A 16,616-nucleotide genomic window follows, 5' to 3' on the forward strand; every position below is an offset into this window, starting at 1 on the left:
TACTCATCCGGTCATGATCTATAGTAATAGGGCATGGTCAGCCTCTCGCGAAAACTGCTTCCCTCCACCTCGGCGCTCGCCGCTTTCGATTCCGTCGCGCGGCTCGGCAGTTTCTCGGCGGCTGCGGAAGAGCTGTCGCTGACGCAAGGGGCAATCAGCCGACAGGTTTCAGGGCTGGAAGAGCAATTGGGCGTGCAGCTGTTCGACCGCACCAGCCGCGGCGTCGGCCTCACTTCGGCAGGGGCGGATTATGCCAAGGCGGTAGCGAACGCCCTGTCGCAGATCCGTTCGGCCTCGCTAGCCGTCATGACCAAACGGCATAGCGACCAGTTGAACCTCGCGATCCTGCCGACCTTCGGCACCCGCTGGCTGATGCCGCGCATCCCGCAATTCGTCGCCAGGCACCCGGAGATCACGCTGAATTTCGCCACCCGCATCGGGGTCTTCGATTTCGACCGCGACGGGATCGACATGGCGATCCATATCGGCCAGCCGGATTGGCCGGGGGCGGAATGCACCTTCCTGATGGAGGAAATGGTGGCGCCGGTTTGCTCGCCGGCCTTCCTCGCCGCGCATCCGATCCGCAAGGGAGAGGACCTGTTGCGCCTGCCGCTGTTGCACATGGCCTCGCGGCCGGGCGCATGGAATCACTGGTTCGAGAGCCTCGGGGTCTCCGGCACGCCGTTGCAGGGCATGCGGTTCGAACAGTTCGGCAGCGTGGCGCAGGCCTGTATCGCCGGCTTGGGCGTGGCGCTGATGCCGCTGTTCCTGATCGACTCGGAGCTGGCGAGCGGCCAACTCGTCGAGGCTTTTCCACATCAGGTCAGAAGCACCAGCGCCTATTATGCAGTCGCGCCGATGAGCAAGGCGGATTTCCGGCCAGTGGTGGCATTCCGGGCGTGGCTGCTGGAGGAGATCGGGCGGTATCGGGAGGACGTGGTGGGGTGGTGAGGCGGGATAGAGCCTTGCTCAAATTCATATGTCTCTGAACTAAAGTATAAAACCCCCAATAATTCAGGTTGTATTTTTATCTTTCATACCTATGGTTGTTAATGGCTATTTTTGTTGACGATTGTTTGACGTTGTGAGGGACTATGAAAATAACTCTTAGAAATGCTGTGATCGCTATAATATTTACATGTGGATCTGTAGTTGCGCATGCTTCTAGTGGTGATGCCTCCGTAAATGGAGATCTTAACAAAGAGCTCAGCTCTTTCGAGCGGATCGATGATCTATGGCTGCCGGTGGACAAGGAAACCAAATCAGTAGCCAAACGTTATCGAAACGCAGAGCGTATGGTCGCTCGGTGCAAGCGGGGCACGTGGAGTGTATTTTTCGAAAGTTCTTTTGTTGACCTGGATAAATCTCGAAAAGAGCTGGAAAAAAGCCATAGCTTAATCAAGGCTTCTCATAAATCTGCGTTGACATCGATGAGCGGCCATAGGCGTTCACTTGCTATATTGGAGGGAGGATATAATTCGAAAGGCAAAGATGAAGCTTATTGGACCAAAAAGAATGATATCATAACGAAAATGGCGTTGGAATATCGCGACATTATAACGAATTCCGTCATTCCTGCATACGAGTTGTACAATGAAGGTATTGATGCACTATCTGAAGCTTATTCGGATTACGCTAGCGATTGTCTGGGTGTGATTCCATTAAAACCTGGGCGAGACATTCTTGAGGCGGTCCTGGCCAAAGTTGATATCGTCGGTGGAATAGCGACAAAAATCGTCGATTTGCTGCCGAAGTCAATTGTCAAGAAAGAATGACCGCATGGCCGTCATTCCAAAAGAGCGGCAGTCTACACCTAAAGCTTCGGCCTTCTCCTCAACCAATCCGTCGCCGCCTCATAAGCCAGCGCCAGTTCCAGGACAGCCTTATCTCCTCTCGGCCGCCCAATGATCTGAATGCCGTTCGGCAAACCATTTGTCCCAAACCCGGCGGGCATGGCCGCGACCGGCAGGCCGGCCATCGAGGCGGGGATCACGACTTCCATCCAGCGGTGATAGGTGTCCATCGTCCGTCCGGCGATTTCCTTCGGCCAATGGGTGTCGGCATCGAAGGGGAAGACCTGGGCGGCGGGGAGGATCAGGTAGTCGTAGCGGTCGAACGTCGTCAGCAGATACTGATACCAGGCGCTGCGGCGCTTGGAGGCGAAATGCACCTCGCGTGCGGTCATGTCGAGCCCGCGCTCGATTTCCCAGATGATCTCGGGCTTCATCTTCGCGCGCTTGGCCGGGTCGTCGTAGTTGTCACGCATGCCGCTTGCGGTAAGCCAACTGCGTAGGGTCGTCCAGGAGCGCCAGACGTCAGCCATGTCGAAGTCCGGCACGACGTCATCGACCGTGCAGCCGATCCTTTCGAAGACCGGCAACGTCGCCCGGCAGAGTTCCAGCACGCCCGGTTCGAAAGGCAGGTAACCGCCGAGATCGCCGAGCCAGGCAATGCGGGCGCCGGAGAAATCGCGGTCTTCCCGCGGCATCAGGTCTTCGGTCGGCAAGGACAGCGGATCGCGCGGATCGTAACCGGCTTGCGTCGAGAGCAGGGCGGCGACGTCGCGCACCGTGCGGCCCATCGGTCCGAGCACCGAAAGCTGGCCTAAGAAGTTTTCGGGCTTCAGGGAGGAGGGGACGCGGCCGAAGCTCGGGCGGAAACCGACGACATTGTTGAAGGCGGCGGGGTTGCGCAGCGAGCCCATCTGGTCGCTGCCGTCGGCAATTGGCAGGAGATGCGCCGAAAGGGCGGCTGCCGCACCGCCGCTCGATCCGCCGACGGTTTTCGACAGGTCGTAGGGGTTTCTGCTGACGCCGTGGACGGGATTGTAGCTCTGCGAACCGAGCCCCTGTTCCGGCGTGTTGGTCTTGCCGATGATGATTGCGCCGGCCGCCCGGATGCGCTCGACCATCACCTCGTCCTTGTCGGGCACGAAATCGACAAAGATCGGCGAGCCGTAGGTGCAGCGGATGCCCTTGACCTCGCAGAGATCCTTGATGGCGATCGGTATTCCGTGCATCCAGCCGCGTGATATGCCGGAAGCAAGCTCGACGTCGCATGCGGCGGCCTCAGCCAGGAGTTCGTCCCGGCCGCGCAGGCTGACGATCGCGTTGATCGCCGGATTGAGCCTGTCGATCCGGTCGAGATAGGCCGTCATCACTCCCACGCAGGAGACCCGGCCGTCATGAATCGCTTCCGAAAGGGCTGTCGCCGAAAGCCCGGTGATCTCGTCGTCGTGCATCGCTCTTCCCTCATGAATATCCGAGGATTTCCACTGGTGGAGGTCGAGGAGTCAAGGCAGGATGTGGGGATAGCGTCGGCCCACAATTACAAACGACTCGACAAAGCCTTTTGAGCAAAGTATTCGTGCTTAAACGTTTAATCAGAGCATCCTATGGCTTCACCTCGTCCCGGACCCAACATGAGCGCGATCGCCGCCGCCCTCGGCGTGTCGGCCGCGACCGTGTCGAATGCGCTTTCCGGCAAGGGACGCGTATCGCCGGAGCTTATCGAGAAGGTGCGTTCCAAGGCAAGCGAACTGGGTTACGTGCCGAGCCTGACCGCGCGGGCGCTGCGCACCGGCCGTACCGGCGTGCTCGGCCTCGTGTTGCCTGACATCGCCAATCCTCTCTTCCCGCAGATCGCCCAGGCGATCGAGAACGCCGCCTCGAATGCTGGCTATGGCGTGCTGATCGCCGACTCCCGTGGCGACATCGCTGCCCAGACGGAGGCGATCGGCAGGCTTCTCGAACGCGGCGTGGACGGCATGGTCATCGTTCCCCGGCGTGGCACGCGGATTGCCGATGTCGGCTGTCCGGTCGCGGTCATCGATACGCCTTCCACGCCCGGCAACACGGTTGCCGCCGACCACTGGGAGGGCGGGGCGCAGATGGGCCGGCATCTCGCAGCGCTCGGCCACGCCAAGGTCCTGCTGATCGGCACCAGTGTATCCTCGAACGTGCAGAACGACCGCATCGGCGGGCTGAAGGCCGGGCTCGGCGCCCGCGTCGAATGCGATACGATGTGGATCGAAAGGGTCGAGGCGGTTTCAGGCGAAGGCTGCCCGCTCGGTCTTGCGGAGAAGGCCGCGGCCGGTTTCACGGCTTTTGCGGCGGTTTCCGATCTTTCGGCGCTTCGGGCACTGACGGAGCTGCAGCGCGCCGGTATCGGCGTGCCGGAAATGGTCAGCGTCACCGGTTTCGACGATCTCATCTGGTCGGCAGTCGTCACGCCGGCGCTTACCACCGTGCGCATGGACATGGCCGTTATCGCCGATCTGGCGATTGCGGCCCTCATCCGCGTAATCGAATCCGAGGGCGAAGAGGAGGAGGCCGCCGGCAAGGTGACCTCCGAGATCGACCGGGTCCCGATGCAGCTCATCGTGCGCCAGTCCACGGGTGCTCCGCACGCCGACGGCGTGCCGAATTTACATGCCAGAACCCCAAACAAGCCGACAGCAGGAGAACTCAAGCCATGACAATACAAGCCATGAACAAGGTCATTCTCGCATCGGGCGCTGCCCTGATGCTCACCGTGGGTGCCGCCGAGGCGCAGCAGAAGACGCTGACGATTTCCGTCTATGCGCTCGCCCAGGACGAATACAAGCAGATCGTCTACGATCCCTTCGAGAAGATCTGCGGCTGCAAGCTGGTCGTCGAGACCGGCAACAGCGTCGAGCGCCTCGCCAAGATGGAGGCCAACAAGGCCAACCCGGTCGTAGACATGGCCGTCATCTCGATGGCAGACGCGCTGGCTGCCTCGCGCGCCGGCCTGATCGACAAGGTCGACACCTCGAAGCTCTCCAACTTCGGCAAGCTTTATGACGTGGCCAAGGATCCGAACAAGGACGGCATGAGCGTCGGCTACACGTTCTACGCCACCTCGATCGCCTATCGTTCCGACAAGATGAAGATCGACAGCTGGGCCGATCTCCTGAAGCCGGAATATGCAAGCCATGTCGCATGGCCGAACGTCACCACCAACCAGGGCCCGCCGGCGCTCTACATGCTGGGCCTGGCTCTCGCCAAGGACACGGCTGACCTGAAGGCCCCGATCGAAGCGGTCGGCGCCAAGAAGGCCGAAATCGTCACCTTCTACGAGAAGTCCTCGCAGCTCGTGCAGCTGATGCAGCAGGAAGAAATCTGGGCCGCGCCGATCGGCCGCTTCACCTGGGCGCCCTTCACCAAGCTCGGCTTCCCGATCGCCTGGGCCATGCCGAAGGAAGGTCAGACCGGCGGCATGAATGTCATGGTCGCCACCAAGGGTTCGAAGAACAAGGACCTGGCGCTGCAGTTCATGGACTACTGGATCTCCACCGAAGTCCAGACCAAGCTCGCCGAAAAGCTGATCGACAGCCCGGCCAACAAGGACGTCAAGCTGTCCGACGCGATCGCCAACAACCTCACCTATGGCGAGGAAACGGCCAAGAGCCTGAAGCTGATTCCGTCTGCTGTCGCTCTCGACAACCGCGCCGGCTGGATCAAGACCTGGAATGAGAAGGTGGGGCAGTAAGGGCTGGCCGAACCATAATAAGACCCCGCCCCAAACCCCTCCCCACAAGGGGGAGGGGCTTAACCTGCCGCGCCCTCGCAGCTTGAATTGGGCGAGATGGTGCCACGAGTTTTCTCCCCCCTTGTGGGGGAGATGGCCGGCAGGCCAGAAGGGGTTTTTTTTACAACACCCTCCGCTTGGCGCGGGGGCGCAGGAGAAGACGACCAATGTTCCAGAACAGGACTGAAGCGCTGGCACTTGCGCTGCCGGCCGCGATCTTCGCGGCGGCGGTGTTTCTCGTGCCTGTCGTGATCCTGCTGTCCGATGGATTTCGCGTGCCGACCGGCGGCTGGACGATTTCCGCCTATACGGATTTCTTCTCCAATTCGCTGAACCAGGCCGTCTTCCTGCGTACGTTGCGGCTAGGCGCCCTGGTCACGATCGCCTCGGCTGTGATCGGTTATGCTGCGGCGTTTGCGATCGTCAGCCTGGAGCCTGGCGCCAAGGGCAAGGTCACAGGCCTCGTGGTGCTGCCGCTGATGATCTCGCCGGTCGCCCGCACCTATGCCTGGATCGTCATCCTCGGCCGCACCGGCATCGTCAACCAGGCTTTCCAGGCGCTCGGCATCACCGAAGCGCCGCTGCGCATCCTGTTTTCCGAGACGGCTATTTTCATCGGCCTGCTGCAGCTCTTCCTGCCGCTGATGATCATCTCGCTGATCTCGGCGCTTGAGAACATGCCGAAGGACGCCATTCCGGCGGCCCGGGTGCTCGGCGCCAACTGGTTCCAGGTGTTCTGGAAGGTCGTGCTGCCGCTCACCAAGGAAGGCCTCGTGATCGGCGGCACGCTGGTCTTCACCGGTTCGCTGACCGCCTATATCACCCCCGCCATCCTCGGCGGCTCCAAGGTGCTGATGCTCGAAACACTGCTCTACCAGCAGGTTGCGGTCTCCAACAATTTCGTCGCGGCAAGCGTCATCGCCTTCATCCTGATCGTCATGAGCTTTGCCGCCAACATCCTTCTCAAGCGAGTCGCCACGGCGCGCAACAAGCAGAGGAGCCAGGCATGACGCTGCGCAGCCTCTTCATCCCGATCACGCTTCTTCTGGTGATCGCCTTCCTGATCGGGCCGTTCCTGATCATCGTCGCCGCCTCCTTCTCTGCCGGCGAGACGCTTGCCTTCCCGCCGCAGGGCTTTTCGCTGCGCTGGATCGCAAAGGTCTTCACGGTCGAGAGTTTCCGCGCCTCGTTCGGCATGTCGCTGTTTCTGGCGATCGGCGGCACGGCGGCAGCACTCATCCTCGGCATCCCAGCTTCCTATGCCCTGTCGCGCTACAAGCTGCCGGGAGCGGAGATCGTCCGCACCGTGGTCTCGGCGCCCATCATCGTGCCAGGAATCATCGTGGGCCTGGCCCTGCTGCGTTACATCGTCGTGCCCTTCCAGGTCGGTATCACGCTGGCGCTGTTCCTCGCCCATACCGCGCTGGTCCTGCCCTATGCGGTGCGGGTCGTCTCGGCGAGCCTCGACAACCTGCGCTCCGATATCGAGGAAGCGGCCGTGCTTCTGGGTTCCTCGCGACTCGGTGCCTTTTTCCGTGTGGTGATGCCGAACATCCGCGGCGGCATCATGTCGGCCTTCATCCTCGGCTTCGTCACCAGCTTCAACCAGGTGCCAGTGTCGCTGTTCCTCTCGGGGCCTGGCGTGCGCACCCTGCCGGTCGACATGATCGCCTATATGGAAATCGTCTTCGATCCGTCCGTCGCAGCGCTCTCTTCGCTGCTCGCCTTCCTCTCCATCGGCATCGTTTTTGTTGCCGAACGTTTCCTGGGGTTCTCCCGCTATGTCTGACGCGTCCTATCTCTCGCTCGAAAAGCTGACGCTCGCCTATGGCGATTCCGTCGCCGTCGCCAACCTCGATCTCAACATCCGCAAGGGCGAGCTGATCGCGCTTCTCGGCCCGTCGGGCTGCGGCAAAACGACGACGATGCGGGCGATCGCGGGCCTGCTGGCGGTCAAGAGCGGTCATGTCCGCCTCGACGGCGCCGACATCACCCGCGTTCCCGCCAACAAACGCGCCGTCGGCCTGATGTTCCAGTCCTACGCGCTGTTCCCGCATCTCTCCGTCTACGAGAACGTCGCCTTCGGGTTGAAGCTCAAGGGCATGCGTGGGCCGGAGCTCGAGACCAAGGTCCAGTCCGGCCTCAAGTCTGTCGGTCTGTCCACCTTCGCGAACCGCAAGCCGGCCGAGCTTTCCGGCGGCCAGCAGCAGCGCGTCGCACTCGCCCGTTCGATGGTGATGGAGCCGAAGGTGCTGCTGCTCGACGAGCCGCTCTCTAACCTCGACGCCCGGCTGCGGCTGGAAATGCGCACCGAACTGCAGCGTGTCCAAAAGGAGACGGGCGTGACGATGATCTTCGTCACTCACGACCAGGCCGAAGCTTTGGCGCTCGCCGACCGCATTGTGGTCATGAAGAGCGGTAAGATAGAGCAGATCGGTTCGCCGGAAGACATCTACAACCGCCCGACATCGTCCTTCGTTGCGGATTTTGTCGGGTTCGAAAACATTTTCCCGCTCGAAAACGGAAAGATGAAGACCAGTGCAGGTCTCATCGATCTCTCGGGCAAGCCCCCTTCAGCGGCGGGTCTTGCCTGGCGGCCGCGTATGGTGTCCCTGGGGACAGGTCCTTTCCAGGGCACCGTGCGCGGTACATCCTTTGCCGGCGACAGCAGGGAATACCTGCTCGACACCTCGCTCGGCCCGATCAAGGCCGAGGTGGAGGCGAGCCAGCCGGCGCATGCGCTGGGTGCCGACCTGTTCTTCGATCTGCCGCCCGAAAAAGCTGCGCCGCTCCTGCGGTTCGTGTAAGGAGCGGCTGACATGGGTATCTGGATCGACACCGACATGGGCTTTGACGACATCGCCGCGATCATGGTCGCGGCGCATGCGGGGCTTGGCATAGACGGCGTTTCCCTGGTCTTCGGCAATGCGCCGCTCGACCACGTCCGCCACAATGCGGCGGGCGCGGCATCGGCCTTCGTCTGGCCGTTCCCGGTGCATGCCGGCCGCGCCGCACCGGTGCTGGCCAGGCTGGAGACCGCGACCAACATTCTCGGCAAGACCGGCATTCCGACCGCCGGCCAAGCCCTGCCGGAAGCCCCGGATACGTTCCATACCGACGCATTCGAAGCGCTCTGTGCCTGGCTTGAAAAGGGTAAAGGTGATGGCGAAGAGCAGGGCGAGCGCCGCATCATGGCGCTCGGGCCGCTCACCAATATCGCGGCGGTGGTACTCGCCCGGCCGGATCTTGCGGCCAAGATCACCGATCTCACGTGGATGGGCGGCGGTGTCACCACCGGCAACCACACGGCGTCCGCCGAGTTCAACGCCTTTGCCGATCCGGAAGCGCTGGCGATCGTGCTCGCCCACCAGATCCCGCTGCGGATGGTCGATCTTGATCTCTGTCGCAAGGTGCTTTGCGCTCCCGACGACGTCGCTCCGATCCGGGCTGCGGGCGGGCGCAATGCAGAACTGGTCGCCGATCTGCTGGCCGGTTTCGTCGCCATCGCCACCAGCCGCGGCCGTCCGGCCATGGCGCTATACGATGCGGTCGCGGCCGTCGCCTTCGTGTTTCCGGAACACGTCACCTGGCGCGAGGCGCGCATCGATATCGAACTTTCCGGGACGCTGACGCGCGGCCGCACGGTCGTCGAGACGCGCACTGGCCGGGGCGAATTCAATGCCACCTACGGCGTCGATATCGACGTCGAAAAGGCGAAGGCGGTCATTCTCGAGACTTTGCATGCGGAGGCGAGCTGGTGAAGAACATCATCTCAAGCGTACAGGAATTCACGGAACCCGCTTTGCGTGACCGTGCCGTCACCGCGGCGCGCGGCGATGCGCCGTTCGATATCCTGATATCGGGTGGCACGCTGGTCGACATGGTGACGGGCGAGCTGCGCCCGGCCGATATCGGTCTCGTCGGACCGGTGATCGCCAGCGTCCACGAGACCGGTTCCCGCTCGGATGCCGCGGAGATCGTCGACGCGACGGGCGCCTTCATCTCGCCCGGCCTCATCGATACGCATATGCATATCGAAAGCTCGATGGTGACGCCGGCGACCTATGCCGGCGCCGTGCTGCCGCGCGGGGTGACGACCATTGTCTGGGATCCGCATGAATTCGGCAATGTGAATGGGACAGAAGGGGTCGCCTGGGCGCTCGAAGCGGTGACGCCGCTGCCTTTGCGCGCCGTCGTTCTGGCGCCATCCTGCGTGCCGTCTGCGCCGGGCCTCGAAATGGCCGGGGCCGATTTTGACGCGGCGACGATCGAGGAAATGCTGTTCTGGCCGAAGATCGGCGGGCTTGCCGAGGTCATGAACATGCGCGGCGTCATTGACCGCGATCCGCGCATGAGCGGCATCGTGCAGGCCGCGCTGGTGTCCGAAAAGCTGGTCTGCGGCCATGCCCGCAGTCTCGTCGGGCCGGACCTTGCCGCCTTCATGGCGTCGGGCATCACCTCCGACCACGAGCTCGTCTCCGCCGCCGACCTGATGGCCAAGCTGCGTGCCGGCCTGACCATTGAGATGCGCGGTTCTCACGACCATCTGCTGCCGGAATTCGTCGAGGCGCTCAACGCGCTTGGCCGTCTGCCGCAGACGGTGACGCTTTGCACGGACGACGTCTTTCCAGACGACCTCGTTCAGGGCGGCGGCCTCGACGACGTGGTGCGCCGGCTGGTGCGCTATGGCATGAAACCGGAATGGGCGCTGCAGGCCGCCACGCTGAACGCGTCTGCGCGTATCGGCCGTCCCGACCTCGGCCTGATCGCCGCAGGCCGCCGGGCCGATATCGTGCTCTTCGAGGATCTCACGGATTTCCGCGCCCGCCATGTCTTTGCCAGCGGCACGCTGATTGCGCGTGACGGCGCCATGACCGTCGAACTCCACACGACCGACCCCTGCCTGCTGCAGGGTTCGGTCAAGCTCGACCCGCTTCGGGAGGAAGATTTCAAGCTGCCGGCCGAGGGACGCAAAGTCAGGCTTGCGACGATCGATCGTCCGCGCTTCACGAACTGGGGGCAGACGGATGCGGATGTCGTCGATGGCTACGTGGTATCCCCGGAGGGCACGACACTGATCGCCGTGACCCACCGCCACGGCCGGGCCGACAGCCGCACCCGTCTTGGGTTCCTCACCGGTTGGGGTACGTGGAAAGGGGCTTTCGCCACCACGCTTGCCCATGACAGCCACAACCTCACCGTCTTCGGTTCCGACCCAGCCGACATGGCTGCTGCCGCCAACGCGGTGATCGAAGCCGGCGGCGGCATGGCGGTGGCAACTGGCGGCAAGGTCGAAGTGCTCCTGCCGCTGCCGCTCTCCGGCCTCGTTTCGGAGGCGCCGATGGCAGAGGTTGCCGGTGGCTTCCGAAATATCCGCGCCGTCATGGACCGCATTGTCGACTGGCAGCCGCCCTATCTCGTGTTCAAGGCCTGTTTCGGCGCGACGCTCGCCTGTAATCCCGGCCCGCACCAGACCGATCGCGGCATTGCCGATGTCGCCACCGGCACGCTATTGGAATCGCCGATCCTCGAAATTCTCGAATAGGAAAAGCGCATGCAGCCGCATGATTTCTGGCAGGACGTCCACCCAGTGGGTTCTTTCGACAGGGCAGGGCCGTTTTCCGGCTTCTTCCCCGCGACACTGGACGACGGCAGCCAGATCCGGCTGCCGATCCGGCCGCTTGCCGACGGAGAGCACGCGCTTGCCTCTCTGATCATCAACCAGGCGAGTTTCGACGTTCAGGATGCGCTTGCCGCTGACCTGGCGCCGAAGATTGCAGCCTTCCGCCCGGAAGTCATCGTGGGCTTGCCGACCTTGGGCCTGACGCTTGCTGCAGCCGTCGCCCGCGCGCTCGGTTATGCGCGCTACGTGCCGCTCGGGACCTCGCGAAAATTCTGGTACGACGAAAGCCTATCGGTGCCGCTGTCCTCGATCACCACGCCGGAACAGCAGAAACGGCTTTATGTCGATCCGCGCATGCTGCCGCTGATCCAGGGCAAGCGGGTCGCGCTGATCGACGATGTGATTTCCAGCGGCACCTCGATCGTCTCTGGCCTGACGCTGATGGTCTCGCTCGGCATCGAGCCGGTCGTCGTCGGTGCCGCCATGCTGCAATCGGAGCGCTGGCACGACAAGCTCGATGCGTTCGGCCCGGAGTGGCGGCCGCGCGTAGCCGGTGTTTTCACAACCCCGATGCTGAAAAAGGCGGGCGAGGGGAGCTGGACGGCCTGACGCGTTTTCCGGCTTGCGAAAGAGAAGGGGCTGGCTAGGATCGGCCCATTGCTCACCTTGGAACTTTCACAAGAAAATCGGGAATAGACTTCATGGAACTGGTGTTCGACGGCCACAACGACGTGCTCCTGCGGCTCTGGCGGAACATGAAGGCGGGCGGCGATCCGATCGCCGAATTTGCAAACGGCACGCCGAACGGCCATATCGACGGACCGCGCGCCAAGGCCGGCGGTCTCGCCGGCGGCCTCTGCGCCATCTATATCCCGTCCGGCGAACTGGTGCTCAAGGAGCCCGACCAGAACGGCCATTACGTCACGCCGCTGTCCACCCCGCTCGATCATCTCCCCTCGCTGACGATCGCGCTCGAAAAGGCCTCGATCGCGCTGCGCCTCGACCGCGCGGGCGCCTGGCGGCTCTGCCGTTCGACCGCCGACATCCGCAAGGCGATGGACGAAGGCATCTTCGCTGCTGTTATGCATATGGAAGGCTGCGAGGCGATCGATCCGGATCTCGACAATCTCGAAGTCTTCCATGCCGCCGGCCTGCGTTCACTCGGCCCGGTCTGGAGTCGGCACAACATCTTCGGCCACGGCGTACCCTTCGCCTATCCGATGTCGCCCGACACTGGCCCCGGCCTGACCGACCATGGCTTCGAACTGGTCAAGGCCTGTAACACGCTCGGCATCCTGATCGATCTTGCCCATATCACTGAGAAGGGGTTCTGGGATGTCGCCAAGACTTCCGACCAGCCGCTGATTGCCAGCCATTCGAATGCACATGCGCTGACGCCGGTCGCCCGTAACCTCACGGATCGCCAACTTGATGCCATCAAGGAGAGCGGCGGCCTCGTGGGCCTCAATTATGCGGTGACCATGCTACGTCCGGACGGACGCGACAATGTCGCCACGCCGATTTCGGAGATGGTGCGCCATATCGATCATATGGTGCAACGCATGGGCATCGATCACGTGGCGCTGGGATCGGACTTCGACGGGGCCTCGATTCCTGAAGAAATACATGATGCTGCAGGAAATCAAAATCTGGTTGCGGCGCTCAAGGGAGCGGGCTACGCTGATGCAGAGCTAAAAAAGCTGTGCCGGGAAAACTGGCTGAGAGTTTTGGGGAAGGCCTGGCACGAATAAGGCTGGTTTTCCCCAGAGGTCAAATAACCAAAAGGGGAAAAACGACCATGATTCATGCACTTCAGGGACGAGTCCGTCTGCTGTCCGCGAGCGCGGCGCTGTCGCTCATGCTGCTTGCCGCACCGCAGGCCTTCGCGGTGACGCCGAAGGACACACTCGTCATCGGGCTTGCCTTCGACGACATCATTACGCTCGATCCGGGTCAGGCGTTCGAATTCTCGGCCGGCGAAGTCAATGGCAACAGCTATGACCGCCTGGTGCGCCTGGACATCGCCGACACGTCCAAGGTCAAGCCGGACCTCGCCGAGAGCTGGACTGTCTCCGATGACGGCCTGACCTACACGTTCAAGATCAAGCAGGGCCTGAAGTTCGCCTCCGGCAACCCGATTACGGCGGAAGACGTCGCCTATTCGTTCGAGCGCTCGGTCAAGATCGACGGCCCGCCGGCCTTCATCCTCAACCAGTTCGGCCTGAAGAAGGACAATATCACGAGCAAGGCAGTCGCCAAGGACGCCAATACCTTCGTGCTGACCGTCGACCAGTCCTACGCTCCGTCCTTCGTTCTGAACTGCCTCACCGCCACGGTCGCTGCCGTCGTCGACAAGAAGGTCGTTTCGCAGCACGTCACCAATGACGACTATGGCAATGCCTGGCTGAAGACGAATTTCGCCGGCTCCGGCCCGTACAAGATCCGCGAATGGCGCGCCAACGAAGTGGTCGTGCTGGAGCGCAACGACAATTACTGGGGCGAGAAGCCGCCGCTCAACCGCGTCATCTACCGGCATATGAAGGAAAGCGCGGCACAGCGCCTGGCTCTGGATAACAACGACATTGACGTTGCCCGCAACCTCGAGCCGAACGATATCGACGCGGTTTCCAAGAAGGGCACGGCGGTCACCAGCACGCCCAAGGGTTCGGTCTTCTATTTCAGCCTGAACCAGAAGAACCCCAACCTCAAGAAGCCTGAAGTCGTCGAAGCGATGAAATATCTCGTCGATTACGACGCGATCGGCTCGACCCTGATCAAGGGAGTCGGCCAGATCCACCAGACCTTCCTGCCGAAGGGCATTCTCGGTTCGATCGACGACAAGCCCTACAAGCTCGACGTTGCCAAGGCCAAGGAACTGCTTGCCAAGGCGGGCCTGAAGGACGGCTTCTCGGTGACCATGGACGTGCGCAACAACGAGCCGACCACCGGCATCGCGCAGTCGATCCAGCAGACCTTCGCCCAGGCCGGCATCAAGATGGAAATCATCCCCGGCGACGGCAAGCAGACGCTGACCAAATACCGCGCCCGCACCCACGACATCTATATCGGCTACTGGGGCGTCGACTACTGGGATCCGAACTCCAACGCGGAAACCTTCACGTCGAACCCGAACAATGCCGACGACGGCACCACGAAGACGTTGGCCTGGCGCAATGCCTGGGATGTTCCGGAGTTGACGAAGGAAACCAAGACCGGTTTCCTGGAACGGGATTCGGCCAAACGCGCAGCAATCTACGAGGATTTGCAGAAAAAGGTGCTGCAGAGCGGACCGTTCGTGCTGGTCTTCCAGCAGACGGAAGTCGCAGGCGTGGCCAAGGGCGTGAAGAGCTACAAGCTCGGCCCGACCTTCGATACGAACTACGTGTTCAACGTCTCCAAGGAATAGGGGTCCGGTTGCAGGCCCTGAGCCCGAAAGGCGAATTCCTTGACCTTACCTGAAACCTCCGTGGCGACACGGCGCAATCGGCGCCGTGCATCGTCCTTCGCGACCTCCGTCCTGCGTTTCGCGGTGACGGTGGTCACGACCATCTTCGGCCTGCTGGTCGTCACCTTCTTCATTGGCCGGGTCATCCCCATCGACCCGGTGCTGGCGATCGTCGGTGACCGGGCGCCGGCGCACCTCTATGAGCGAACCCGGATCGAGCTCGGCCTGAACCTGCCGATCTACCAGCAGTTCTTTATCTATGCGAAACAGGCGCTTTCCGGCCATTTCGGCACTTCGGTGCTGACCAGCAATCCCGTTCTGGAGGATATCCGGCGCGTCTTTCCGGCAACCATGGAGCTCGCCACCATCGGTACGCTGATCGGCTCGATCGTCGGTGTCCCGCTCGGAGTGCTGGCCGCCGTCCGGCGCGGCAGCATTGCGGACCAGATCGTGCGCGTCATCGGCCTGATCGGTTATTCGGTGCCGATCTTCTGGCTCGGACTGCTGTCGCTGGTGCTGTTCTACGCACAGCTCCGGTGGGTCGCCTTCCCGGGCCGCGTCGACATCGTCTACGAATACAGTTTCACGCCGCAGACAGGCTTCTATTTGCTCGATGCCGCCATGCAGGGCCAGTGGGAGGTGATGTGGGATCTGTTCCGCCACATCGCGCTGCCGGGCGGACTGCTCGGTTATTTCTCGCTTGCCTATATCAGCCGCATGACCCGCTCTTTCATGCTGAACGAGCTCTCTCAGGAATATGTGGTGGCGGCGCGGGCGAAAGGTCTGTCGGAAACGCGGATCATCTGGTTCCATGCGCTGCGCAATGCCGCCGTGCCGTTGGTGACCGTGATTGCGCTTTCCTATGCGAACCTGCTGGAAGGCTCGGTGCTGACCGAGACCATCTTCTCTTGGCCGGGGCTCGGACTCTACATCACCAACTCGCTGCAGAATGCCGACATGAATGCGGTGCTCGGCGGCACGCTGGTGATCGGCGCCGTCTTCGTCGGCATCAACATCTTCTCCGATCTTCTCTACCGGACACTCGATCCGAGGACGCGCAGCCGATGAGTATCGCGGAAACCAGTCTCAAACCCTATAGCCGCGAATGGCTGCTCTCCGACCGGCCGACCTCGCGCCGCCAGGCGCGTTTCGGACGGGCCTATATCGTCTGGCGCCGGTTTGCCGAAAACCGACTGGCGCTGATGGGGCTGGTGATCATCCTCGGGCTTATATTCGTCGCCGCATTCGCGGGCGTTCTGGCCCCCCACGATCCCGTTGTCGGCGACCTGCGCAATTCCCGCCTCTTGCCCCTCGGCTCGCCGGGTTATCTGCTCGGCACCGACGACCAGGGCCGCGACATCCTCTCGCGGCTGCTCTACGGCTCGCGGCTCACGCTGCTGGTGGTGGTGCTGGTGGCGATCATCGCAGCCCCGATCGGGCTCATCGTCGGCACGGTCTCCGGCTATGCGGGCGGCTGGATCGATGCGGTGCTGATGCGGATCACCGACATCTTCCTCGCCTTCCCGAAGCTTGTGCTGGCGCTGGCGCTGGTGGCAGCCCTCGGCCCCGGCATCGAGAACGCCATTCTTGCAATCGCCGTCACCTCCTGGCCGCCCTATGCGCGCATCGCCCGCGCCGAAACGATGACCTTCCGCAATTCGGAATTCATCGCCGCGGTAAAGCTGATGGGCGCTTCGCCCTTCCGCATCGTGCTGCGCCACGTCATGCCGCTCTGCATTTCGTCGCTGATCGTGCGCGTCACGCTCGACATGGCGGGCATCATCCTGACAGCAGCCGGTCTCGGCTTTCTCGGCCTCGGCGCCCAGCCGCCGCTTCCCGAATGGGGCGCGATGATCGCCTCCGGCCGCCGCTTCATTCTCGACCAGTGGTGGGTCGCTGCCATGCCGGGTTTTGCGATCCTGATCGTCAGCCTCGGTTTCAACCTGCTCGGCGACGGATTGCGCGATGCGCTCGATCCTAAGGAGGCCGGTCAATGAG

General features: G+C 62.3%; 15 protein-coding genes. 14 read left to right on the plus strand and 1 reads right to left on the minus strand.

Features of this window, described 5'->3' with window-relative positions:
* The first annotated feature begins 33 nt into the window (after positions 1-33).
* The gene (locus PMI07_RS19835; RefSeq protein ID WP_007750747.1) at positions 34-951 is read left to right on the plus strand and encodes a LysR family transcriptional regulator; all 918 of its coding nucleotides are present in this window, start codon (positions 34-36) and stop codon (positions 949-951) included.
* Between the two features lie 143 nt (positions 952-1,094).
* On the plus strand, positions 1,095-1,775 hold the full coding sequence (locus PMI07_RS19840) for a hypothetical protein (protein WP_007750745.1): 681 nt from the start codon (positions 1,095-1,097) through the stop codon (positions 1,773-1,775).
* Between the two features lie 38 nt (positions 1,776-1,813).
* On the opposite strand, the gene PMI07_RS19845 is transcribed toward PMI07_RS19840, so the two are convergent.
* A complete protein-coding gene (locus PMI07_RS19845) occupies positions 1,814-3,241 on the minus strand; it encodes an amidase (protein ID WP_007750744.1) in 1,428 nt (475 codons plus the stop codon).
* Between the two features lie 153 nt (positions 3,242-3,394).
* Here PMI07_RS19845 and PMI07_RS19850 point away from each other — a divergent pair, with 153 nt between their 5' ends.
* From PMI07_RS19850 to PMI07_RS19905, 12 genes are all read left to right on the plus strand, one after another.
* Entirely contained in the window at positions 3,395-4,477 is a 1,083-nt protein-coding gene (locus PMI07_RS19850; protein WP_037087563.1) for a LacI family DNA-binding transcriptional regulator, read from the plus strand.
* 11 nt (positions 4,478-4,488) lie between these two features.
* Positions 4,489-5,511 carry an ABC transporter substrate-binding protein gene (locus tag PMI07_RS19855; protein ID WP_037087565.1) on the plus strand — a complete coding sequence of 341 codons (1,023 nt, stop codon included), beginning with the start codon at positions 4,489-4,491 and terminating at the stop codon, positions 5,509-5,511.
* 206 nt (positions 5,512-5,717) lie between these two features.
* Positions 5,718-6,560, plus strand: a complete 843-nt coding sequence (locus PMI07_RS19860) for an ABC transporter permease (RefSeq protein ID WP_007750738.1) — start codon at positions 5,718-5,720, stop codon at positions 6,558-6,560.
* Positions 6,557-7,339 (plus strand): ABC transporter permease, encoded by a 783-nt coding sequence (locus PMI07_RS19865; RefSeq protein ID WP_007750735.1) that lies wholly within the window; start codon positions 6,557-6,559, stop codon positions 7,337-7,339. The genes PMI07_RS19860 and PMI07_RS19865 overlap by 4 nt, the downstream gene beginning before the upstream one ends.
* The gene (locus tag PMI07_RS19870) at positions 7,332-8,357 is read left to right on the plus strand and encodes an ABC transporter ATP-binding protein (protein ID WP_007750732.1); all 1,026 of its coding nucleotides are present in this window, start codon (positions 7,332-7,334) and stop codon (positions 8,355-8,357) included. The genes PMI07_RS19865 and PMI07_RS19870 overlap by 8 nt, the downstream gene beginning before the upstream one ends.
* Before the next feature lie 12 nt (positions 8,358-8,369).
* The gene (locus tag PMI07_RS19875; protein WP_024163959.1) at positions 8,370-9,311 is read left to right on the plus strand and encodes a nucleoside hydrolase; all 942 of its coding nucleotides are present in this window, start codon (positions 8,370-8,372) and stop codon (positions 9,309-9,311) included.
* A complete protein-coding gene (locus PMI07_RS19880) occupies positions 9,308-11,095 on the plus strand; it encodes an adenine deaminase (protein ID WP_024163960.1) in 1,788 nt (595 codons plus the stop codon). The genes PMI07_RS19875 and PMI07_RS19880 overlap by 4 nt, the downstream gene beginning before the upstream one ends.
* 9 nt (positions 11,096-11,104) lie before the next feature.
* A complete protein-coding gene (locus PMI07_RS19885) occupies positions 11,105-11,782 on the plus strand; it encodes a phosphoribosyltransferase (RefSeq protein ID WP_024163961.1) in 678 nt (225 codons plus the stop codon).
* A 92-nt stretch (positions 11,783-11,874) separates the two neighbouring features.
* Complete coding sequence (locus PMI07_RS19890; protein WP_007756978.1) at positions 11,875-12,924, plus strand: dipeptidase; 1,050 nt, start codon at positions 11,875-11,877, stop codon at positions 12,922-12,924.
* Positions 12,925-12,971: 47 nt separating this feature from the next.
* Positions 12,972-14,579, plus strand: coding sequence for an ABC transporter substrate-binding protein (locus PMI07_RS19895; protein ID WP_007756973.1), 1,608 nt, complete (start codon positions 12,972-12,974; stop codon positions 14,577-14,579).
* Between the two features lie 39 nt (positions 14,580-14,618).
* Complete coding sequence (locus PMI07_RS19900; protein WP_007756972.1) at positions 14,619-15,686, plus strand: ABC transporter permease; 1,068 nt, start codon at positions 14,619-14,621, stop codon at positions 15,684-15,686.
* Positions 15,683-16,615, plus strand: a complete 933-nt coding sequence (locus tag PMI07_RS19905; protein WP_007756971.1) for an ABC transporter permease subunit — start codon at positions 15,683-15,685, stop codon at positions 16,613-16,615. Before PMI07_RS19900 ends, PMI07_RS19905 begins: the two co-directional genes overlap by 4 nt.
* Position 16,616: the final 1 nt, after the last annotated feature.

The organism is Rhizobium sp. CF080, from assembly GCF_000282095.2.
GTDB lineage: Bacteria > Pseudomonadota > Alphaproteobacteria > Rhizobiales > Rhizobiaceae > Neorhizobium.

What these genes read in the sequence shown, in the direction of transcription:
- PMI07_RS19845 (WP_007750744.1), bottom strand. Translation starts at nt 3,241, where the DNA reads ATGCACGACGACGAGATCACCGGGCTTTCGGCGACAGCCCTTTCGGAA.
- PMI07_RS19890 (WP_007756978.1), top strand. Translation starts at nt 11,875, where the DNA reads ATGGAACTGGTGTTCGACGGCCACAACGACGTGCTCCTGCGGCTCTGG.
- PMI07_RS19840 (WP_007750745.1), top strand. Translation starts at nt 1,095, where the DNA reads ATGAAAATAACTCTTAGAAATGCTGTGATCGCTATAATATTTACATGT.
- PMI07_RS19875 (WP_024163959.1), top strand. Translation starts at nt 8,370, where the DNA reads ATGGGTATCTGGATCGACACCGACATGGGCTTTGACGACATCGCCGCG.
- PMI07_RS19860 (WP_007750738.1), top strand. Translation starts at nt 5,718, where the DNA reads ATGTTCCAGAACAGGACTGAAGCGCTGGCACTTGCGCTGCCGGCCGCG.
- PMI07_RS19885 (WP_024163961.1), top strand. Translation starts at nt 11,105, where the DNA reads ATGCAGCCGCATGATTTCTGGCAGGACGTCCACCCAGTGGGTTCTTTC.
- PMI07_RS19835 (WP_007750747.1), top strand. Translation starts at nt 34, where the DNA reads ATGGTCAGCCTCTCGCGAAAACTGCTTCCCTCCACCTCGGCGCTCGCC.
- PMI07_RS19850 (WP_037087563.1), top strand. Translation starts at nt 3,395, where the DNA reads ATGGCTTCACCTCGTCCCGGACCCAACATGAGCGCGATCGCCGCCGCC.
- PMI07_RS19865 (WP_007750735.1), top strand. Translation starts at nt 6,557, where the DNA reads ATGACGCTGCGCAGCCTCTTCATCCCGATCACGCTTCTTCTGGTGATC.
- PMI07_RS19855 (WP_037087565.1), top strand. Translation starts at nt 4,489, where the DNA reads ATGAACAAGGTCATTCTCGCATCGGGCGCTGCCCTGATGCTCACCGTG.
- PMI07_RS19895 (WP_007756973.1), top strand. Translation starts at nt 12,972, where the DNA reads ATGATTCATGCACTTCAGGGACGAGTCCGTCTGCTGTCCGCGAGCGCG.
- PMI07_RS19870 (WP_007750732.1), top strand. Translation starts at nt 7,332, where the DNA reads ATGTCTGACGCGTCCTATCTCTCGCTCGAAAAGCTGACGCTCGCCTAT.
- PMI07_RS19905 (WP_007756971.1), top strand. Translation starts at nt 15,683, where the DNA reads ATGAGTATCGCGGAAACCAGTCTCAAACCCTATAGCCGCGAATGGCTG.